An 18,556-nucleotide genomic window follows, 5' to 3' on the forward strand; every position below is an offset into this window, starting at 1 on the left:
TGGTGTTTGGTACTTTGCAAAAAGATCCATCAATGAATCAAGAGGGGCTGTTTTTAAGGACGGATAAAAGATAACCTCTTCTCTTCTTCCGCAAATAGGATAGCAGTATTCACTAATGCCAAATGTGATACCAATAGCTTTTGTTATTTAATCTTGTATTAATATCCTGTTTGTCGCTTTCAATATATATTTGTTTTCAAATATCTTTTGGATTCCTTATATTTGTTTTCCGGTTTGAAAAATCCGGAAATGTGTCATTTAGTAATAGGAAAAGGGCAAAAGTGGAACAAAATAGGTGTAGGTCTGTGATTTTTTTGCAAACGAATCTTTTTTCTTTTCTTCTTTCTCTTTTTTATCAAATTGATTTTTGTAAATTTGGCGAGAATCTGAGAAAGGACACATAGTTAATATAGTAATAATACTAAATACTCCTGTTAATATGGAAAACAAAATTCAAGAGTTGACCGATAAGATTTATCGTGAAGGCGTGGAAAAAGGAAACGAGGAAGCGCAAAGACTTATCGCGAATGCTCAGGAAGAAGCTAAGAAAATCATTGAGGATGCCCGTAAAGAGGCAGAATCAATTGTAAACTCCTCTCGTAAATCTGCTGATGAGTTAGCAGAAAATACTAAATCAGAGTTAAAACTATTTGCCGGTCAGGCTGTGAATGCGCTCAAATCTGAAGTCGCTACAATGGTAACTGACAAGTTGATAACCGCTTCCGTGAAAGATTTCGCTCAGGATAAAGATTATCTGAACGCGTTTATCGTAGCATTGGCATCCAAATGGAGCATAGACGAACCTATCGTCATCTCAACAGCCGATGCGGAATCACTGAAAAAGTATTTTGCAGCTCATGCAAAAGCTTTATTAGACAAGGGAGTGACTATCCAGCAAGTAAATGGTATCAAGACTCTGTTTACCGTTTCTCCGGCGGACGGTTCGTATAAGGTGAACTTCGGAGAAGAAGAATTCATGAATTACTTCAAAGCGTTCTTGCGTCCTCAATTAGTAGAAATGCTATTTTAAAAGAAGCGACTATGAGTAGTAAGTACTATTACTTGGTAGCAGGTTTGCCGGAACTTTCACTGGAAGACAGTAAGCTGAGCTATACAGTAGCCGATTTTAAAACTGAAATCTACAATGGATTGTCTGCTTCAGACCGGAAGTTGATCGACTTGTTTTATCTGAAGTTTGATAATGCAAATGTGCTGAAACTTCTCAAAGATAAAGAAGCGGAAATCGACAAACGGGGAAACTACTCTGCTGAAGAGCTCACAGAATATATTTCTATTCTGAGAGAAGGCGGAGAAATCAGTCCTAAAGAATTTCCGGTTTATCTCTCCACTTTTATAACTGATTATTTGAATACTCCGGCTGAAAGTACGACTTTGCACGAAGATCATCTGGCTGCTTTGTATTATGAGTATGCCATGAAGTGTGGAAATAAGTTTGTTTCTGCCTGGTTTGAATTCAATCTGAACATCAATAATATTCTTGTTGCATTTACCAGCCGTAAATTCAAGTGGGATATTGCTTCCAATGTTGTGGGAAATACGGAAGTATGCGAAGCATTGCGTACATCAAGTGCCCGCGATTTCGGACTGTCCGGTGAAGTGGATGTTTTTGAATCGTTAGTGAAAATCAGTGAGATTACAGAACTGGTGGAGCGTGAGAAGAAGTTGGATGCCCTGCGGTGGAACTGGATGGAGGATGCTATTTTCTTCGACTATTTCACTATTGAGCGTATTTTTGCTTTCCTGCTGAAGCTGGAAATGATTGAAAGGTGGATTTCACTGGATAAGGAAAGAGGTAATCAGTTGTTCAGAAGCATTATTGAGTCGCTGAAGAACGAAGTGCAGATTCCTGCAGAATTCAGATAATAAAATAAAAAAAATATATGGCAACAAAAGGAACTGTTAGTGGCGTTATTGCCAACATGGTGACCCTCGTCGTTGACGGACCGGTAGCTCAAAATGAGATTTGTTATATCTCGACCGGTGGCGATAAGTTGATGGCGGAGGTGATTAAGGTTGTAGGTTCACATGTATATGTCCAGGTGTTTGAAAGTACCCGTGGACTGAAAGTGGGCGCCGAAGCCGAATTTACAGGACACATGCTTGAGGTGACATTAGGCCCGGGTATGTTATCGAAAAACTATGATGGTCTGCAAAATGACCTCGACAAGATGGACGGAGTTTTCCTGAAGAGAGGACAATATACGTATCCGTTGGATAAAGAGCGTATATGGCATTTCGTACCATTGGTGAATGTAGGTGACAAAGTGCAGGCTTCTGCATGGTTGGGACAGGTGGATGAAAACTTTCAGCCGTTGAAAATAATGGCCCCGTTCACTATGAAGGGAACGGCTACCGTAAAAACAATCATGCCGGAAGGTGATTATAAGATAGAAGATACTATCGCAATCCTGACAGACGAAGAAGGTAATGATATTCCTGTAACTATGATTCAGAGATGGCCCGTAAAACGTGCGATGACGAATTATAAGGAAAAACCGCGTCCTTTCAAATTGTTGGAGACTGGTGTACGTGTGATTGATACGCTGAATCCGATTGTGGAAGGTGGTACGGGATTTATTCCCGGTCCGTTCGGTACAGGTAAAACGGTGCTTCAGCATGCTATTTCTAAGCAGGCGGAAGCGGATATCGTTATCATTGCAGCTTGCGGTGAACGTGCGAATGAGGTGGTGGAAATCTTTACCGAGTTCCCCGAACTGGTAGACCCGCACACAGGACGTAAGTTGATGGAGCGTACTATTATTATTGCCAATACTTCTAACATGCCGGTAGCTGCGCGTGAAGCATCTGTATATACAGCGATGACACTGGCGGAATATTACCGTTCAATGGGATTGAAAGTCTTGTTGATGGCCGACTCTACTTCCCGCTGGGCACAGGCTCTGCGTGAGATGTCCAACCGTATGGAAGAGTTGCCTGGACCAGATGCTTTCCCGATGGATATTTCGGCTATTATCTCTAACTTCTACGGTCGTGCGGGATATGTAAAACTGAGCAATGACGAAACGGGTTCTATTACATTTATCGGTACGGTATCTCCTGCCGGTGGTAACTTGAAGGAGCCGGTAACTGAAAATACGAAGAAGGTAGCCCGTTGTTTCTATGCATTGGAACAGGACCGTGCCGATAAAAAACGTTATCCGGCAGTGAATCCGATTGATTCTTATTCAAAATATATCGAATATCCGGAATTTGAAGAGTATATCAAAGGTCATATCAATGATGAATGGATCGGAAAGGTAAATGAACTTAAGACCCGTTTACAGCGTGGTAAGGAAATTGCCGAACAGATCAATATCCTCGGTGACGATGGTGTGCCGGTAGAATATCACGTGATCTTCTGGAAATCTGAATTGATTGACTTTGTAATCCTGCAACAGGATGCTTTTGACGAAATTGACGCGGTAACTCCGATGGAACGTCAGGAAGACATTCTGAATATGATAATCGACATCTGTCATACGGAATTTGAATTTGATAACTTCAACGAAGTAATGGACTACTTCAAGAAGATGATTAATATCTGTAAGCAGATGAACTACTCGAAGTTCAAATCAGAACAGTATGAAGGATTCCAGAAACAACTGAAGGAATTGATTGAAGAGAGGAAACTTCAATCGTAAATCGTAAATTGTTAAATCGTAAATAAGTAAGATGGCAACAAAAGCTTTTCAAAAGATATATACCAAGATTACTCAGATTACCAAGGCTACTTGTTCGTTGAAAGCGACAGGAGTAGGGTATGATGAGCTTGCCACCGTGGACGGTAAACTGGCACAGGTGGTAAAGATTGCCGGTGACGATGTCACTTTGCAGGTATTTGAAGGTACGGAAGGTATTCCGACCAATGCCGAAGTAGTATTTCTCGGCAAATCGCCTACATTGAAAGTGAGTGAGCAGCTGGCCGGACGTTTCTTCAATGCTTTCGGTGACCCGATTGATGGAGGTCCGGACATTGAAGGACAGGAAGTGGAAATTGGTGGTCCGTCTGTGAATCCGGTTCGGCGTAAACAACCGTCGGAACTGATTGCAACGGGTATTGCCGGTATCGACTTGAACAATACATTGGTATCCGGTCAGAAGATTCCGTTCTTTGCCGACCCGGACCAACCGTTCAACCAGGTAATGGCAAACGTGGCCTTACGTGCTGAAACGGATAAGATTATCCTCGGCGGTATGGGTATGACGAATGATGACTACCTGTATTTTAAGAATGTGTTCTCTAATGCCGGTGCGCTCGACCGTATCGTGAGTTTCATGAATACGACCGAAAACCCGCCGGTAGAACGTTTGCTGATTCCGGATATGGCACTGACTGCTGCTGAATATTTTGCAGTAAATAATAATGAGAAAGTGCTGGTACTGTTGACCGATATGACGAGCTATGCCGATGCGTTGGCAATCGTATCCAACCGTATGGACCAGATTCCGTCTAAAGACTCTATGCCGGGATCACTTTACTCGGACTTGGCGAAGATTTACGAAAAGGCGGTGCAGTTCCCTTCCGGTGGTTCAATCACAATTATTGCGGTGACTACTTTGTCCGGTGGAGATATTACTCACGCTGTGCCTGATAACACGGGTTACATCACAGAAGGTCAGTTGTTCCTGCGTCGTGATAGTGATATTGGTAAGGTTATTGTTGACCCGTTCCGTTCGTTGTCTCGTTTGAAACAGCTGGTTACCGGTAAGAAGACGCGTAAAGACCATCCGCAGGTGATGAATGCTGCCGTACGTCTTTATGCCGATGCAGCTAACGCTAAGACGAAGATGGAAAATGGTTTCGACCTGACAAACTACGACGAACGTACGTTGGCTTTTGCGAAGGACTATTCCAATCAGTTATTGGCAATTGATGTTAACCTTGATACAACTGAAATGCTGGACGTTGCCTGGGGCTTGTTCGGTAAATACTTCCGTCCGGAAGAAGTGAATATCAAGAAAGACTTGGTGGATCAATACTGGCCAAAACAAAATAATTAGACGATTAGACGATTTACCATTTACGATTGAAGTTTGTTAATTGTAAATGGTCATAAAAGTTATTTCAATCGTAAATCGTAAATAGTTAAATAGTAAATAGAACATCGTGGCTATAAAGTTTCAATATAACAAAACCTCTCTTCAGCAGCTCGAAAAGCAACTGAAAGTGCGGGTGCGTACGCTTCCTATCATTAAGAATAAGGAAAGCGCCCTCCGCATGGAAGTGAAACGCTGTAAAACGGAAGCTGCCGATCTGGAGGATAGGCTCGAACAACAAATTCAAGCCTATGAAGCCATGTTCGCCCTTTGGAATGAGTTTGACGCTTCATTAATAAAGGTGAATGATGTTCATCTTGGCGTGAAAAAGATTGCGGGTGTGCGCGTACCGTTGCTCGAGAATGTAGAATTCGAGATACGTCCGTACAGTATGTTTAATGCTCCCAAGTGGTATGCCGACGGTATCCACCTGTTGGAAGAGCTGGCTCATACGGCAATTGAACGTGAATTTATGCTCGCCAAGCTGAACTTGTTAGAACATGCAAGGAAAAAGACCACTCAAAAGGTGAACCTTTTTGAGAAGGTGCAGATACCGGGCTATCAGGATGCATTGCGAAAGATCAAGCGATTTATGGAAGATGAAGAAAACCTGTCGAAATCTTCGCAAAAGATCATGAAGTCCCATCAAGAAAAAAGGAAGGAGGTAGAGGCATGATTACAAAAATGAAGAAACTCACCTTTCTGGTGTATCACAAAGAATATGAAGAATTCCTGAACAGTCTGCGGGAACTTGGGGTAGTCCACATTGTGGAGAAACAACAGGGGGCTGCCGATAACACGGAGTTGCAGGATAATATTCGTCTTTCCAACCGTTTGGCGGCTACCTTGAAGTTGCTTCAGAACCAGAAGCATGAAAAGAATGCCGTGATTGCTACGGAAGGAGGAACGGCTGCCCGTGGAATGCAAGTGCTGGACGAAGTGGATGCTTTACAGACAGAGCATGGAAAGTTGTCGCAGCAGTTGCAAAGCTATGCCAAAGAAAAAGAAGCTCTGGAAGCCTGGGGCAACTTTGAACCGGCAAATGTTCAGAAGCTGAAAGATGCCGGTTATGTAATCGGTTTCTATAGCTGTTCGGAAGGAAATTACAAAGAAGAGTGGGAAACGGAATACAATGCAATGATTGTGAACCGCATTTCTTCTAAAGTATTCTTCGTGACTGTAACGAAAGGCGGAGAGGAAGTGGACTTGGATGTAGAGCAGGCTAAATTACCTGCATACTCTTTGGCACATCTTGAAACGCTTTACAATACAACAGAACAGGCCGTTGAAGAGAATGAAAAAAGACTGGTTGCACTTTCCGAAACAGATATTCCTTCATTGAAGGTTGCTCTGAAAGAGTTGCAAAGTCAGATTGAATTCTCTAAAGTTGTGTTAAGTTCCGAGCAGACTGCCGGTGACAAACTGATGTTGATTGAAGGATGGGCGCCTGCATTCAGTCAAGTGGAGATAGAGGCTTATCTGAATGACGCACATGTATATTATGAGATTACCGATCCGATGCCGGGCGATAATGTTCCTATTCGATTGAATAATAAGGGATTCTTTGCTTGGTTCGAACCGATCTGTAAGCTGTATATGCTTCCGAAATATAATGAATTGGACTTGACACCGTTCTTTGCCCCATTCTTTATGGTATTTTTCGGACTTTGTCTGGGAGATTCCGGATATGGTTTGTTCCTGTTTCTGGGAGCTACGGCCTATCGGTTGATGGCGAAGAAAGTAACCCCGTCAATGAAGTCAATCATCTCATTGATACAGGTATTGGCGGTATCAACGTTCTTCTGCGGTTTGCTGACTGGTACGTTCTTCGGAGCGAATATTTACAATTTGGATTGGCCTATTGTTCAACGTTTGAAACATGCTGTCATGATGGATAATAATGATATGTTCCAATTATCGTTGATATTGGGAGCTATCCAGATTTTATTCGGTATGGTGCTGAAAGCTGTGAATCAGACGATTCAGTTTGGTTTCAAATATGCAGTGGCAACTATCGGATGGATCATCCTGCTGGTTTCAATGGCAGTTTCAGCTTTGTTACCGGACGTAATGCCGATGGGAAGCACGGTGCACTTGATAATCCTGGGTGTTTCAGCTGCTATGATTTTCCTTTATAACAGTCCGGGAAAGAACATATTCCTGAATATCGGATTGGGATTGTGGGATTCATACAACATGGTTACTGGTTTGCTTGGAGATGTTTTGTCCTACGTTCGTCTGTTTGCCCTCGGACTTTCCGGAGGTATTCTGGCGGGAGTGTTCAACAGTCTGGCAGTAGGTATGAGTCCGGATAATGTAATAGCAGGCCCGATTGTAATGGTGCTGATTTTCGTGATCGGTCATGCAATCAATATTTTCATGAATGTGCTGGGTGCAATGGTTCACCCAATGCGTCTGACGTTCGTTGAGTTCTTCAAGAACTCCGGATATGAAGGAGGCGGTAAAGAGTACAAACCGTTCAGAAATTGAAAAAACTGAAGATTAAAAATTAGAAATAGAGAATTAATATTTTAAGAATTAAACAATAAAAAATAGAATAAGATTATGGAAATGAATTTGTTTATCGCCTACATTGGCATCGCGATTATGGTTGGTTTGTCTGGCATCGGTAGTGCTTACGGAGTAACTATTGCAGGTAATGCTGCCATCGGAGCATTGAAGAAGAATGATAGTGCATTCGGTAACTTCCTGGTATTGACAGCCCTTCCGGGTACACAGGGGCTTTATGGTTTTGCCGGTTATTTCATGTTTCAGACTATCTTCAGCATTTTGACTCCTGAAATTACAGCTATCCAGGCATCAGCAGTTCTTGGTGCAGGTATTGCTTTAGGATTGGTTGCCTTATTCTCCGCTATCCGTCAGGGACAAGTTTGTGCAAACGGTATTGCAGCTATCGGACAGGGACACAATGTATTTAGTAATACGTTGATTCTTGCCGTATTCCCCGAGCTTTATGCAATCGTTGCTTTGGCTGCAACCTTCTTGATCGGTAGTGCACTCGTTGCATAATTTTTAGCAAGAATATTTCCTATAAAGGAGTTTCAATCCCCTTGTACATGCAGCTTTGCATGTGCAAGGGGATATTCTTTTTTCATTATAGGGCAACGTTTCTTTCCTCTTCTTAACTCATATTTTTCGCATAAAGTATTATTTTTCAAAGAATAATGTGTACTTTTGCACTCGCATACTAAAAAGAGTTTTAATATATTATATGGTAAAAGATTTATTAACCCCCGATTATATCTTCGAGTCCAGCTGGGAAGTATGTAATAAAGTGGGAGGAATATACACCGTCTTGTCGACACGGGCAAATACATTGCAGGAAAAGTTCCGCGACAGAATTTTCTTCATAGGTCCTGATGTATGGCAAGGAAAAGAAAACCCTCTATTCATCGAGTCGGATAACCTATGTGCTGCCTGGAAAAAGCATGCACTTGAGAAAGACGAACTTTCTGTCCGTATAGGACGATGGAATATCCCCGGTGAACCCATAGTCATTCTTGTTGATTTCCAACCTTTTTTTGAAAAGAAAGACGATATATACACAGAAATGTGGAATCGTTATCAAGTAGATTCGTTGCACGCTTATGGCGATTACGACGAAGCTTCTATGTTTTCATACGCTGCGGGAAGAGTGGTAGAGAGTTTCTATCGCTACAACCTGACAGAAACGGATAAGGTGGTATATCAGGCGCATGAATGGATGACTGGAATGGGAGCACTTTATGTACAGGAAGCTGTGCCGGAGGTGGCTACTATTTTTACGACCCATGCTACTTCTATCGGTCGTTCTATTGCCGGTAATCATAAACCGTTGTACGACTATCTGTTTGCTTATAATGGTGACCAGATGGCGCAAGAACTGAACATGCAATCGAAACACTCGATTGAAAAACAGACTGCACATTACGTAGACTGTTTTACGACGGTGAGCGAAATAACCAATAATGAGTGTAAGGAATTACTGGATAAACCGGCAGATGTTGTTCTGATGAACGGTTTTGAAGATGATTTTGTACCGAAAGGAAGCACATTTACCGGAAAACGTAAACGTGCGCGTGCCTTGATGCTCAATGTAGCGAATAAATTATTGGGAACAAATCTGGGTGACGATACGTTAATTGTCGGAACCAGTGGACGATATGAGTTTAAGAATAAAGGTATTGATGTATTTTTGGAATCATTAAACCGCTTGAACAGGGATAAGAATTTGCATAAGAATGTTTTGGCATTCATCAATGTACCCGGTTGGGTAGGAGACCCCCGTGAGGATTTGCAGGGACGTTTGAAGAGCAAGGAGAAGTTCGACACTCCGCTCGAAGTACCATTTATCACTCATTGGCTGCATAATATGACTCATGACCAGGTGTTGGATATGTTGAAATATCTGGGAATGGGCAATCGTCCGGAAGATAAGGTAAAAGTGATTTTTGTACCTTGTTATCTGAATGGTCGTGATGGCATCATGAATAAAGAATATTATGATATATTGTTGGGACAGGATTTGAGTGTCTATGCTTCTTATTACGAACCGTGGGGATATACTCCGTTGGAAAGTGTAGCATTCCATGTACCGACAATCACTACTGATCTGGCTGGATTCGGACTTTGGGTAAACAGCCTGAAGAACCAGCATGGCATTAATGATGGAGTAGAAGTGCTGCATCGTTCGGACTATAATTATTCGGAAGTAGCGGATGGTATCAAAGATACGATTACGTTATTTGCGGATAAGACGGAGAAAGAAGTGAAGGAAATCCGTAAGCGTGCTGCTGAAGTTGCAGAGCAGGCTTTATGGAAGCACTTTATACAATATTATTATGAAGCTTATGATATCGCTTTGCGTAAGGCAAGGATACGTCAGTTGAGTTAAGAAAGAAATTATTTATCAATAAGTAAACGAAAACATTATGAAAATCAAAGTTAGTAATGTGAATACTCCCAACTGGAAAGAGGTTACTGTGAAATCACGTATACCGGAAGAGTTGGAGAAGTTGTCTGAAATCGCACGCAACATTTGGTGGGCATGGAATTTTGAAGCGACTGAACTGTTTAGAGATCTAGATCCGGAACTTTGGAAAGAATGTGGACAGAATCCAGTACTGTTGTTGGAACGTATGAGCTATGAAAAGCTGGAAGCGCTGGCAAAAGACAAGGTGATTCTAAGAAGAATGAATGAAGTTTATACGAAATTCAGAGATTACATGGATGTGAAGCCGGATGAGCAACGCCCATCTATCGCTTATTTCAGTATGGAATATGGCTTGAGCAGCGTCCTGAAAATATATTCCGGTGGTCTGGGTGTATTGGCTGGTGACTATCTGAAAGAGGCTTCCGACAGCAATGTTGATTTGTGTGCGGTAGGCTTTTTGTATCGTTACGGCTACTTTACTCAAACGTTGTCTATGGATGGACAGCAGATTGCCAACTACGAAGCACAAAACTTCGGTCAACTTCCTATTGAACGTGTAATGGATGCCAATGGTCAGCCGTTGATAGTTGACGTTCCTTATCTTGATTATTTTGTTCATGCAAACGTATGGCGTGTAAACGTTGGACGTATTTCTTTGTATCTGCTTGATACGGATAATGAAATGAACAGCGAATTCGACCGTCCTATCACTCACCAGCTTTATGGCGGCGACTGGGAAAACCGTTTGAAACAAGAAATCTTGTTGGGTATCGGTGGTATCCTGACTTTGAAAGCACTGGGCATCAAGAAAGATGTTTATCACTGTAATGAAGGACATGCTGCATTAATCAATGTTCAGCGTATCTGTGACTATGTAGCTACAGGATTGACTTTCGATCAAGCTATCGAGTTGGTTCGTGCTTCTTCTCTTTACACTGTTCATACTCCGGTTCCTGCAGGTCACGACTATTTTGATGAAGGCTTGTTTGGCAAATATATGGGTGGTTATCCTTCCAGAATGGGTATCACTTGGGATGACTTGATGGATCTCGGACGTAACAATCCGGGTGACAAGGGCGAACGTTTCTGTATGTCTGTTTTTGCTTGTAACACTTCACAGGAAGTGAACGGTGTGAGCTGGCTGCACGGAAAGGTTTCTCAAGAAATGTTCTCTTCTATCTGGAAAGGTTATTTCCCGGAAGAAAGCCATGTAGGATATGTAACGAATGGTGTTCACTTCCCGACTTGGAGTGCAACTGAATGGAAAGAACTGTACTTTAAATATTTCAACGAAAACTTCTGGTTCGATCAATCTAATCCTAAGATTTGGGAAGCTATCTACAATGTGCCCGATGAGGAGATTTGGAAGACTCGTATGACTATGAAGAATAAGTTGGTTGACTATATCCGTAAGTCATTCCGCGATACATGGTTGAAGAACCAGGGAGATCCTTCCCGTATCGTTTCACTGATGGATAAGATTAATCCGAATGCATTGCTGATTGGTTTCGGCCGTCGTTTTGCTACTTACAAACGTGCACACTTGTTGTTCACCGACTTGGATCGTCTTTCTAAGATTGTGAATAATCCTGATTACCCGGTACAATTCCTGTTTACAGGTAAAGCTCACCCGCACGATGGTGCAGGTCAGGGTTTGATTAAGCGTATTATCGAGATCTCTCGCCGTCCGGAATTCCTGGGTAAGATTATCTTCCTTGAAAATTATGATATGCAATTGGCTCGTCGTCTGGTTTCAGGCGTTGATATCTGGTTGAATACTCCGACTCGTCCGTTGGAAGCATCTGGTACATCGGGCGAAAAGGCTTTGATGAACGGTGTTGTTAACTTCTCTGTATTAGACGGATGGTGGCTGGAAGGTTACCGTGAAGGTGCAGGTTGGGCGTTGACAGAAAAACGTACTTATCAGAACCAGGAACATCAGGATCAGTTGGATGCTGCTACTATTTACAGTATTCTTGAAACTGAAATCTTGCCGTTGTATTATGCACGTAATAAGAAAGGATATTCTGAAGGCTGGATCAAAGTGGTGAAGAATTCTATCGCACAGATCGCTCCTCATTATACAATGAAGCGTCAGTTGGATGATTACTATAGCAAATTCTATTGCAAACTGGCGAAACGCTTCCAGACTTTGGCTGCTAATGATAATGCGAAAGCAAAAGAAATCGCAGCTTGGAAAGAAGATGTGGTTGCTAAATGGGATGCTATTGAAATCGTATCTTGCGACAAGGTAGAAGACCTGAAGAACGGTGACATCGAAAGCGGAAAAGAATATACTATTACTTACGTGATCGATGAAAAAGGCTTGAATGATGCAGTGGGACTTGAATTGGTTACTACTTACACAACTGCAGACGGCAAACAACATGTTTACTCTGTAGAACCGTTTAGTGTCATCAAGAAAGAAGGTAACTTGTATACATTCCAAGTTAAACACAGCTTGTCAAATGCAGGTAGCTTCAAGGTGTCTTACCGTATGTTCCCGAAGAATCCGGAGCTTCCACACCGTCAAGACTTCTGCTACGTACGTTGGTTTATCTAATTTGTTTGAAATAAAAGTAGGGGAGTCCTTCTCCCTTACTTTCATATATAGATTCAGCCCCTGTGTTCTTTCGAGAATTACAGGGGCTGAATTTTATCTGTTTGGTTGCTGACTTGTGAAGTTTTTAATAAGCAAGAAACCATCTGAAAAGTCTCTAAAAAGAAAAATCACGCTTACTGCAACATGTCGTAGTAAGCGTGATTTTATAGGATCAAGGCTTTTCGAACAGCCCCTTGTTTGAACTTTAAAGCCTTTGAAAAACCTTCTCTTTCGATCTGTTATTTTACAGCTTCTGCAATTTTAGCCTGAAGTTCTTCTCCATGCAAACCGCGAGCGATAATTTTACCACTGCCATCGATCAATACAGTGTGAGGAATACTGTTTACTGCATAAAGCTGTGCACCTTCACTTTGCCAGAATTTCAGGTCGGACATTTGTGGCCAAGTCATATTCATCTTCTTGATTGCTTCTTTCCATGCAGCTCCATCCTGGTCGAGAGATACGCCTACAATTTCGAAGTTCTTACCTTTATACTTAGCGTAAGTTTCTACCAGATTAGGCATTTCGCGACGGCAAGGACCGCACCAGCTAGCCCAGAAGTCAACCAATACCACTTTACCTTTACCAACGTAGTCAGACAACTTCACAGCCTTTCCTTCCGGAGTCTGCATTTCGAAATCAACAAATTGAGTACCTACGGCAGTCTTTTTCTGCTTGTCGGTCATCTCTTTGATTCTTACGATTGTTTCGTCATTCTGGAAATTCGCAGGAATTTGTTGCAACAAAGCTTCATTTTCGTCAGTAGAGTTATTGTAGAACGTTTGTTTAAACAAGAATACCCCAACCGGATTGGTGATGTTCTTTTTAACACCTTCTTTGATTACTTTGTCATACTGTTCTTCCAGCTGGGCACCCTCTTTTTGTTTGGCTTCTTTCTGCTCATCACTTAAAGAAGTGTCGCCCATTGCTTCATAAATGGTATTCATTTTCTTGCTGATGTCATTGATTTGAGCTCTGATTTCCTGGTATGCATCATTGTTAGGAGTACCGGTTACAGCGTCGTTGTCCTTGGTCAGGGCAACGTTGATTTTTCCGTTTTCGAGGAAGAAATCAATCATCAATGGCTCTCCGTTCACTTCGCAAGTGACATAGCGGCTAACCACAGAATCTTGTGTACCTTCAAAGGTAAAAGTACCTTTGGTGATAACGGCTGTATCTAGTTTGGTCAAATTTCTGCCAGTAGCTTCCTGAAGATAAACGGTGTCACCATCGCTTGCACCTTCTACCGTACCTGTGACAACGTATCCGGCTTTGTTTCCGCCCGTACAAGCTACCATGCCTAACGCTGCCGTTGCAATAACTAAATAAGTTAACTTTTTCATGCTTTTGTAAAATTAGTGAATAAATATTTATGCAAAGATAGATTTTTTTTCTGTCGGGCATCGAAAAACACTGTTATATTAGATTAACACCTAGGTGAAAACCGCAGAAATGTGTACCTTTGCAGCCCAAACTTTAGTATGAATATGCAAGAAGATAAATCCATCATTGAGGTGAGCCATGTATCGAAGTATTTTGGCGATAAAACAGCATTGGATGATGTGACTCTAAACGTGAAAAAGGGCGAGTTTGTCACTATACTTGGTCCTTCCGGTTGCGGTAAAACCACGTTGTTGCGTCTCATTGCCGGTTTTCAGACGGCTTCGGAAGGCGAGATCCGAATTTCGGGGATGGAAATAACACAAACCCCTCCCCACAAGCGTCCCGTGAATACGGTATTTCAGAAATATGCCTTATTCCCGCACTTGAATGTATATGATAACATTGCTTTCGGCCTGAAACTGAAAAAGACACCGAAACAAACCATTGAGAAGAAAGTGAAAGCTGCTTTAAAGATGGTAGGTATGACAGATTATGAATACCGCGATGTGGATTCTCTTTCCGGTGGTCAGCAACAACGTGTAGCCATTGCCCGTGCCATTGTGAATGAGCCGGAAGTGTTGCTATTGGATGAGCCGCTGGCAGCGCTCGACCTGAAAATGCGTAAGGATATGCAAATGGAGCTCAAAGAAATGCATAAATCTTTGGGTATAACGTTTGTTTACGTCACTCACGATCAGGAAGAGGCATTGACGTTGAGCGATACGATTGTTGTGATGAGTGAAGGAAAGATTCAGCAGATCGGTACACCGATTGATATTTATAATGAACCCATCAACGCTTTTGTTGCCGACTTTATCGGAGAAAGCAATATCCTCAATGGTACCATGATTCATGATAAGCTGGTACGCTTCTGCGGCACGGAGTTTGAATGTGTGGATGAAGGATTTGGTGAAAATGTTCCGGTAGACGTAGTCATCCGTCCGGAAGATCTTTATATTTTCCCCGTTTCGGATATGGCGCAGTTGGTAGGCGTGGTAGAGACTTCTATTTTCAAAGGTGTGCATTATGAAATGACGGTGATGTGCGGCGGATATGAATTCCTGGTGCAGGATTACCATCATTTTGAAGTAGGAGCGGAAGTCGGACTGGTGGTGAAGCCGTTTGATATTCACATCATGAAGAAAGAGCGTATCTGCAATACGTTTGAAGGAAAATTGCTGGATGCCACTCATGTGGAATTCCTGGGCTGTAACTTTGAATGTACTCCGGTGGAAGATATAGCTGCCGATACGAATGTCAAAGTGGAGATAGACTTTGAAAAAGTGATTCTTCAGGATAATGAAGAAGACGGAACGCTCACAGGTGAGGTGAAATTCATCCTTTACAAGGGCGACCATTATCATCTGACCGTATTGTCAGACTGGGACGAGAATGTATTTGTAGATACGAACGATGTATGGGACGACGGAGACCGTGTAGGTATTACCATCCCTCCAGATGCCATTCGTATAATTAAAATAACCGATTAACAGGAAAGGAAGTGAATAAGAAGTTTATAGTCTTTTTGTCATCACGTAAGAGTTGGACTCTCCCTTACATTATTTTTTCGGCGATCTTTGTGATTATACCGCTGTTTTTAATTGTCGTATATGCCTTTACCGATGATAGCGGTCATTTGACACTCGCCAATTTTCAGAAGTTCTTCGAACATCCTGAAGCAATCAATACCTTTGTATATTCTATCGGTATTGCTATCATTACCACCCTTGTTTGTATTTTGCTGGGTTATCCTGCAGCATGGATATTGAGTAACAGTAAGCTGAACCGTTCCAAGACGATGGTCGTACTGTTTATCCTGCCGATGTGGGTAAATATTCTTGTGCGTACCCTTGCTACGGTTGCCTTGTTCGACTTTTTTAGTGTACCGTTGGGCGAGGGAGCATTGATATTCGGTATGGTATACAACTTTATCCCCTTTATGATTTATCCTATTTACAACACGTTGCAGAAGATGGATCATAGTTATATTGAAGCTGCACAAGATTTGGGAGCCAATCCGCTGCAAGTCTTTCTGAAAGCAGTCCTTCCGCTTTCCATGCCGGGTGTGATGAGTGGAATTATGATGGTGTTCATGCCGACTATATCGACATTTGCCATTGCCGAGTTGCTGACGATGAATAACATCAAACTCTTTGGTACAACGATTCAGGAAAATATCAATAACAGCATGTGGAACTATGGAGCGGCACTTTCGCTTATTATGTTGCTGCTGATTGCTGCTACTTCTTTGTTTAGCACAGACGATAAGGACAATTCGAACGAAGGAGGCGGGCTATGGTAAAGAAAATATTTGCGCAGGCTTACTTGTGGATATTGCTATTGTTGCTTTATTCTCCTATCGTGATTATCGTCATCTATTCTTTCACCGAAGCGAAAGTGCTGGGCAACTGGACTGGTTTCTCCACAAAACTTTATACTTCGCTTTTCACTACAGGCACGCATCATTCTTTGATGAATGCATTGATTAACACGATTACTATTGCTCTGCTGGCTGCAACGGCATCTACTTTGCTGGGTAGTGTGGCTGCTATCGGCATCTTTAATCTGAAATCCCGTTCGCGTAAAGCGATTAGTTTTGTGAATAGTATTCCTATTCTGAACGGAGATATCATCACGGGTATTTCGCTTTTCCTTTTGTTTGTTTCTTTAGGAATCACACAAGGATACACAACCGTAGTGCTTGCTCATATTACTTTTTGTACGCCATACGTTGTTTTGAGCGTTCTGCCTCGTTTGAAGCAGATGAATCCGAATATTTATGAGGCCGCTCTTGACTTGGGAGCGACTCCCATGCAAGCTTTGTGGAAAGTTATTGTTCCGGAGATTCGTCCGGGAATGATTAGTGGTTTTATGCTTGCATTGACTCTATCCATTGATGATTTTGCCGTAACTGTCTTTACCATTGGTAATCAAGGTCTGGAGACGCTCTCTACTTATATTTATGCTGATGCCCGCAAAGGTGGTCTAACCCCGGAGCTTCGTCCGCTTTCCGCTATTATTTTTGTTGTGGTGTTGGCGTTGCTTATTGTGATCAATCACCGGGCAGGGAAAGCGAAGAAGAAATAATTATTCAATATGCCAATACACTGATATGCTGATTGCATGGCGGCACGTTTTCTGTATTGGTATATTTGTACATTGTAAAATTATTAATTATGAAAAGAATAATTCCTGCTATCCTGTTGTTGCTGAGTTTGACGGGATGTTATAATTCCGGCGAGCCTCGCGAACGGGTTCTTAAAATCTATAACTGGGCGGATTATATCGGGGATGGTGTGCTCAAGGATTTTCAAGCATATTATAAAGAACAGACAGGCGAAAATATCCGCATCGTTTATCAGACATTTGACATTAATGAGATAATGTTGACCAAGATAGAGAAGGGACATGAGGATTTCGACGTGGTCTGCCCTTCGGAATACATTATTGAGCGTATGTTGAAGAAGCGCCTGCTTCTGCCTATTGATACGAATTTTGCCCATTCTCCCAACTATATGAAAAATGTGGCTCCGTTCATACGGGAGCAGATTAATAAATTGAGCCAGCCGGGTGAAGAAGCCAGCCGTTATGCGGTATGCTATATGTGGGGAACTGCGGGACTTCTTTATAACCGGGCTTATGTTCCCGATTCGGTTGCAGCATCCTGGGATTGTCTTTGGAATAAGAGGTATGCCGGCAAAATCCTTATGAAGGATAGTTACCGCGACGCTTACGGTACGGCTATCATTTATGCGCACGCCAAGGAACTGGAAGCGGGGAGTGTGACAGTGGAAGAACTGATGAACGACTATTCTCCACAGGCTATGGAGCTTGCGGAAAAATATCTGAAAGCCCTGAAACCGAATATAGCAGGCTGGGAAGCCGATTTCGGCAAGGAGATGATGACGAAGAACAAGGCTTGGCTGAATATGACTTGGAGTGGTGACGCAATATGGGCGATTGAAGAAGCCGATGCAGTAGGTGTGGACTTGGATTATGAAGTTCCGAAGGAAGGAAGTAATATATGGTATGACGGTTGGGTGATTCCGAAATATGCAAGGAATCCGGAAGCAGCTAGCTATTTTATCAATTTCATGTGTCGTCCGGACATTGCTCTGAGAAATATGGATTTCTGCGGATATGTAAGTTCTATCGCTACTCCGGAGATTCTGGAAGAGAAGATAGACACGACACTTACCTATTTTTCCGATTTAAGTTATTTCTTCGGACCGGGTACCGATAGCATACAGATTGACAAGATACAATATCCCGACCGCAAAGTAGTGGAACGATGCGCTATGATTCGTGACTTCGGCGATAAGACAAAAGAAGTTCTTGATATCTGGTCGCGTATTAAGGGGGATAATTTAGGAGTGGGTATCACTATTCTTATCTTTGTCGTCGTTGCTTTGATGAGCGGCTGGATGATATATAAAAGATGGCAACGTTACAGCCGCCGGAAACAACAAAGGCGCAGAAGCAGAAGAAAAAAGGTAAAGAGGAATTAATTCATTTGCTATATCATAAATCATTTGATACATCATAAAAAATAAAGCTCGGTAAGCAGAACAGTTACCGAG

General features: G+C 42.3%; 14 protein-coding genes. 13 read left to right on the top strand and 1 reads right to left on the bottom strand.

From position 1 onward, the window contains the following. The first annotated feature begins 439 nt into the window (after positions 1–439). The 9 genes from BXY_RS00005 (at position 440) to BXY_RS00045 (ending at position 12,554) form a co-directional block, all read left to right on the top strand. A complete protein-coding gene (locus BXY_RS00005) occupies positions 440–1,030 on the top strand; it encodes a V-type ATP synthase subunit E family protein (protein WP_004316780.1) in 591 nt (196 codons plus the stop codon). 11 nt (positions 1,031–1,041) lie between these two features. Beyond that, positions 1,042–1,884 carry a DUF2764 domain-containing protein gene (locus tag BXY_RS00010; RefSeq protein WP_008022965.1) on the top strand — a complete coding sequence of 281 codons (843 nt, stop codon included), beginning with the start codon at positions 1,042–1,044 and terminating at the stop codon, positions 1,882–1,884. Positions 1,885–1,901: 17 nt separating this feature from the next. Next, on the top strand, positions 1,902–3,662 hold the full coding sequence (locus BXY_RS00015) for a V-type ATP synthase subunit A (protein WP_004316778.1): 1,761 nt from the start codon (positions 1,902–1,904) through the stop codon (positions 3,660–3,662). Positions 3,663–3,693: 31 nt separating this feature from the next. Then, on the top strand, positions 3,694–5,022 hold the full coding sequence (locus BXY_RS00020; protein ID WP_004297639.1) for a V-type ATP synthase subunit B: 1,329 nt from the start codon (positions 3,694–3,696) through the stop codon (positions 5,020–5,022). A gap of 106 nt (positions 5,023–5,128) precedes the next feature. Next, a complete protein-coding gene (locus tag BXY_RS00025; RefSeq protein WP_004297640.1) occupies positions 5,129–5,734 on the top strand; it encodes a V-type ATP synthase subunit D in 606 nt (201 codons plus the stop codon). Then, positions 5,731–7,548 (top strand): V-type ATP synthase subunit I, encoded by a 1,818-nt coding sequence (locus BXY_RS00030; protein WP_015530919.1) that lies wholly within the window; start codon positions 5,731–5,733, stop codon positions 7,546–7,548. Before BXY_RS00025 ends, BXY_RS00030 begins: the two co-directional genes overlap by 4 nt. Before the next feature lie 75 nt (positions 7,549–7,623). Next, positions 7,624–8,088, top strand: a complete 465-nt coding sequence (locus BXY_RS00035; RefSeq protein WP_008022961.1) for a V-type ATP synthase subunit K — start codon at positions 7,624–7,626, stop codon at positions 8,086–8,088. 202 nt (positions 8,089–8,290) lie between these two features. After that, positions 8,291–9,952, top strand: coding sequence for a glycogen/starch synthase (locus BXY_RS00040; protein ID WP_015530920.1), 1,662 nt, complete (start codon positions 8,291–8,293; stop codon positions 9,950–9,952). Between the two features lie 37 nt (positions 9,953–9,989). Further along, positions 9,990–12,554 (top strand): glycosyltransferase family 1 protein, encoded by a 2,565-nt coding sequence (locus BXY_RS00045; protein ID WP_009040972.1) that lies wholly within the window; start codon positions 9,990–9,992, stop codon positions 12,552–12,554. A 278-nt stretch (positions 12,555–12,832) separates the two neighbouring features. On the opposite strand, the gene BXY_RS00050 is transcribed toward BXY_RS00045, so the two are convergent. Further along, positions 12,833–13,936, bottom strand: a complete 1,104-nt coding sequence (locus BXY_RS00050; RefSeq protein WP_009040973.1) for a TlpA disulfide reductase family protein — start codon at positions 13,934–13,936, stop codon at positions 12,833–12,835. A gap of 138 nt (positions 13,937–14,074) precedes the next feature. Here BXY_RS00050 and potA point away from each other — a divergent pair, with 138 nt between their 5' ends. The 4 genes from potA (at position 14,075) to BXY_RS00070 (ending at position 18,484) form a co-directional block, all read left to right on the top strand. Next, positions 14,075–15,466 carry a polyamine ABC transporter ATP-binding protein gene (gene potA, locus BXY_RS00055; RefSeq protein WP_009040974.1) on the top strand — a complete coding sequence of 464 codons (1,392 nt, stop codon included), beginning with the start codon at positions 14,075–14,077 and terminating at the stop codon, positions 15,464–15,466. 11 nt (positions 15,467–15,477) lie between these two features. Continuing rightward, positions 15,478–16,278 carry an ABC transporter permease gene (locus BXY_RS00060; protein WP_004316765.1) on the top strand — a complete coding sequence of 267 codons (801 nt, stop codon included), beginning with the start codon at positions 15,478–15,480 and terminating at the stop codon, positions 16,276–16,278. Then, the gene (locus BXY_RS00065; protein ID WP_008022956.1) at positions 16,272–17,063 is read left to right on the top strand and encodes an ABC transporter permease; all 792 of its coding nucleotides are present in this window, start codon (positions 16,272–16,274) and stop codon (positions 17,061–17,063) included. The genes BXY_RS00060 and BXY_RS00065 overlap by 7 nt, the downstream gene beginning before the upstream one ends. An 89-nt stretch (positions 17,064–17,152) precedes the next feature. Continuing rightward, entirely contained in the window at positions 17,153–18,484 is a 1,332-nt protein-coding gene (locus tag BXY_RS00070) for an ABC transporter substrate-binding protein (RefSeq protein WP_015530921.1), read from the top strand. The last annotated feature ends 72 nt before the right edge of the window (positions 18,485–18,556 follow it).

The organism is Bacteroides xylanisolvens XB1A (genome assembly GCF_000210075.1).
Classification (GTDB): Bacteria; Bacteroidota; Bacteroidia; order Bacteroidales; family Bacteroidaceae; genus Bacteroides; species Bacteroides xylanisolvens.

Bases quoted from the DNA above. Each gene is read 5' to 3' on its own strand.
- BXY_RS00050 (WP_009040973.1), bottom strand. From the start codon at position 13,936: ATGAAAAAGTTAACTTATTTAGTTATTGCAACGGCAGCGTTAGGCATG.
- BXY_RS00005 (WP_004316780.1), top strand. From the start codon at position 440: ATGGAAAACAAAATTCAAGAGTTGACCGATAAGATTTATCGTGAAGGC.
- BXY_RS00065 (WP_008022956.1), top strand. From the start codon at position 16,272: ATGGTAAAGAAAATATTTGCGCAGGCTTACTTGTGGATATTGCTATTG.
- BXY_RS00070 (WP_015530921.1), top strand. From the start codon at position 17,153: ATGAAAAGAATAATTCCTGCTATCCTGTTGTTGCTGAGTTTGACGGGA.
- BXY_RS00015 (WP_004316778.1), top strand. From the start codon at position 1,902: ATGGCAACAAAAGGAACTGTTAGTGGCGTTATTGCCAACATGGTGACC.
- BXY_RS00040 (WP_015530920.1), top strand. From the start codon at position 8,291: ATGGTAAAAGATTTATTAACCCCCGATTATATCTTCGAGTCCAGCTGG.
- BXY_RS00035 (WP_008022961.1), top strand. From the start codon at position 7,624: ATGGAAATGAATTTGTTTATCGCCTACATTGGCATCGCGATTATGGTT.
- BXY_RS00045 (WP_009040972.1), top strand. From the start codon at position 9,990: ATGAAAATCAAAGTTAGTAATGTGAATACTCCCAACTGGAAAGAGGTT.
- BXY_RS00010 (WP_008022965.1), top strand. From the start codon at position 1,042: ATGAGTAGTAAGTACTATTACTTGGTAGCAGGTTTGCCGGAACTTTCA.
- BXY_RS00020 (WP_004297639.1), top strand. From the start codon at position 3,694: ATGGCAACAAAAGCTTTTCAAAAGATATATACCAAGATTACTCAGATT.
- BXY_RS00030 (WP_015530919.1), top strand. From the start codon at position 5,731: ATGATTACAAAAATGAAGAAACTCACCTTTCTGGTGTATCACAAAGAA.
- potA (WP_009040974.1), top strand. From the start codon at position 14,075: ATGAATATGCAAGAAGATAAATCCATCATTGAGGTGAGCCATGTATCG.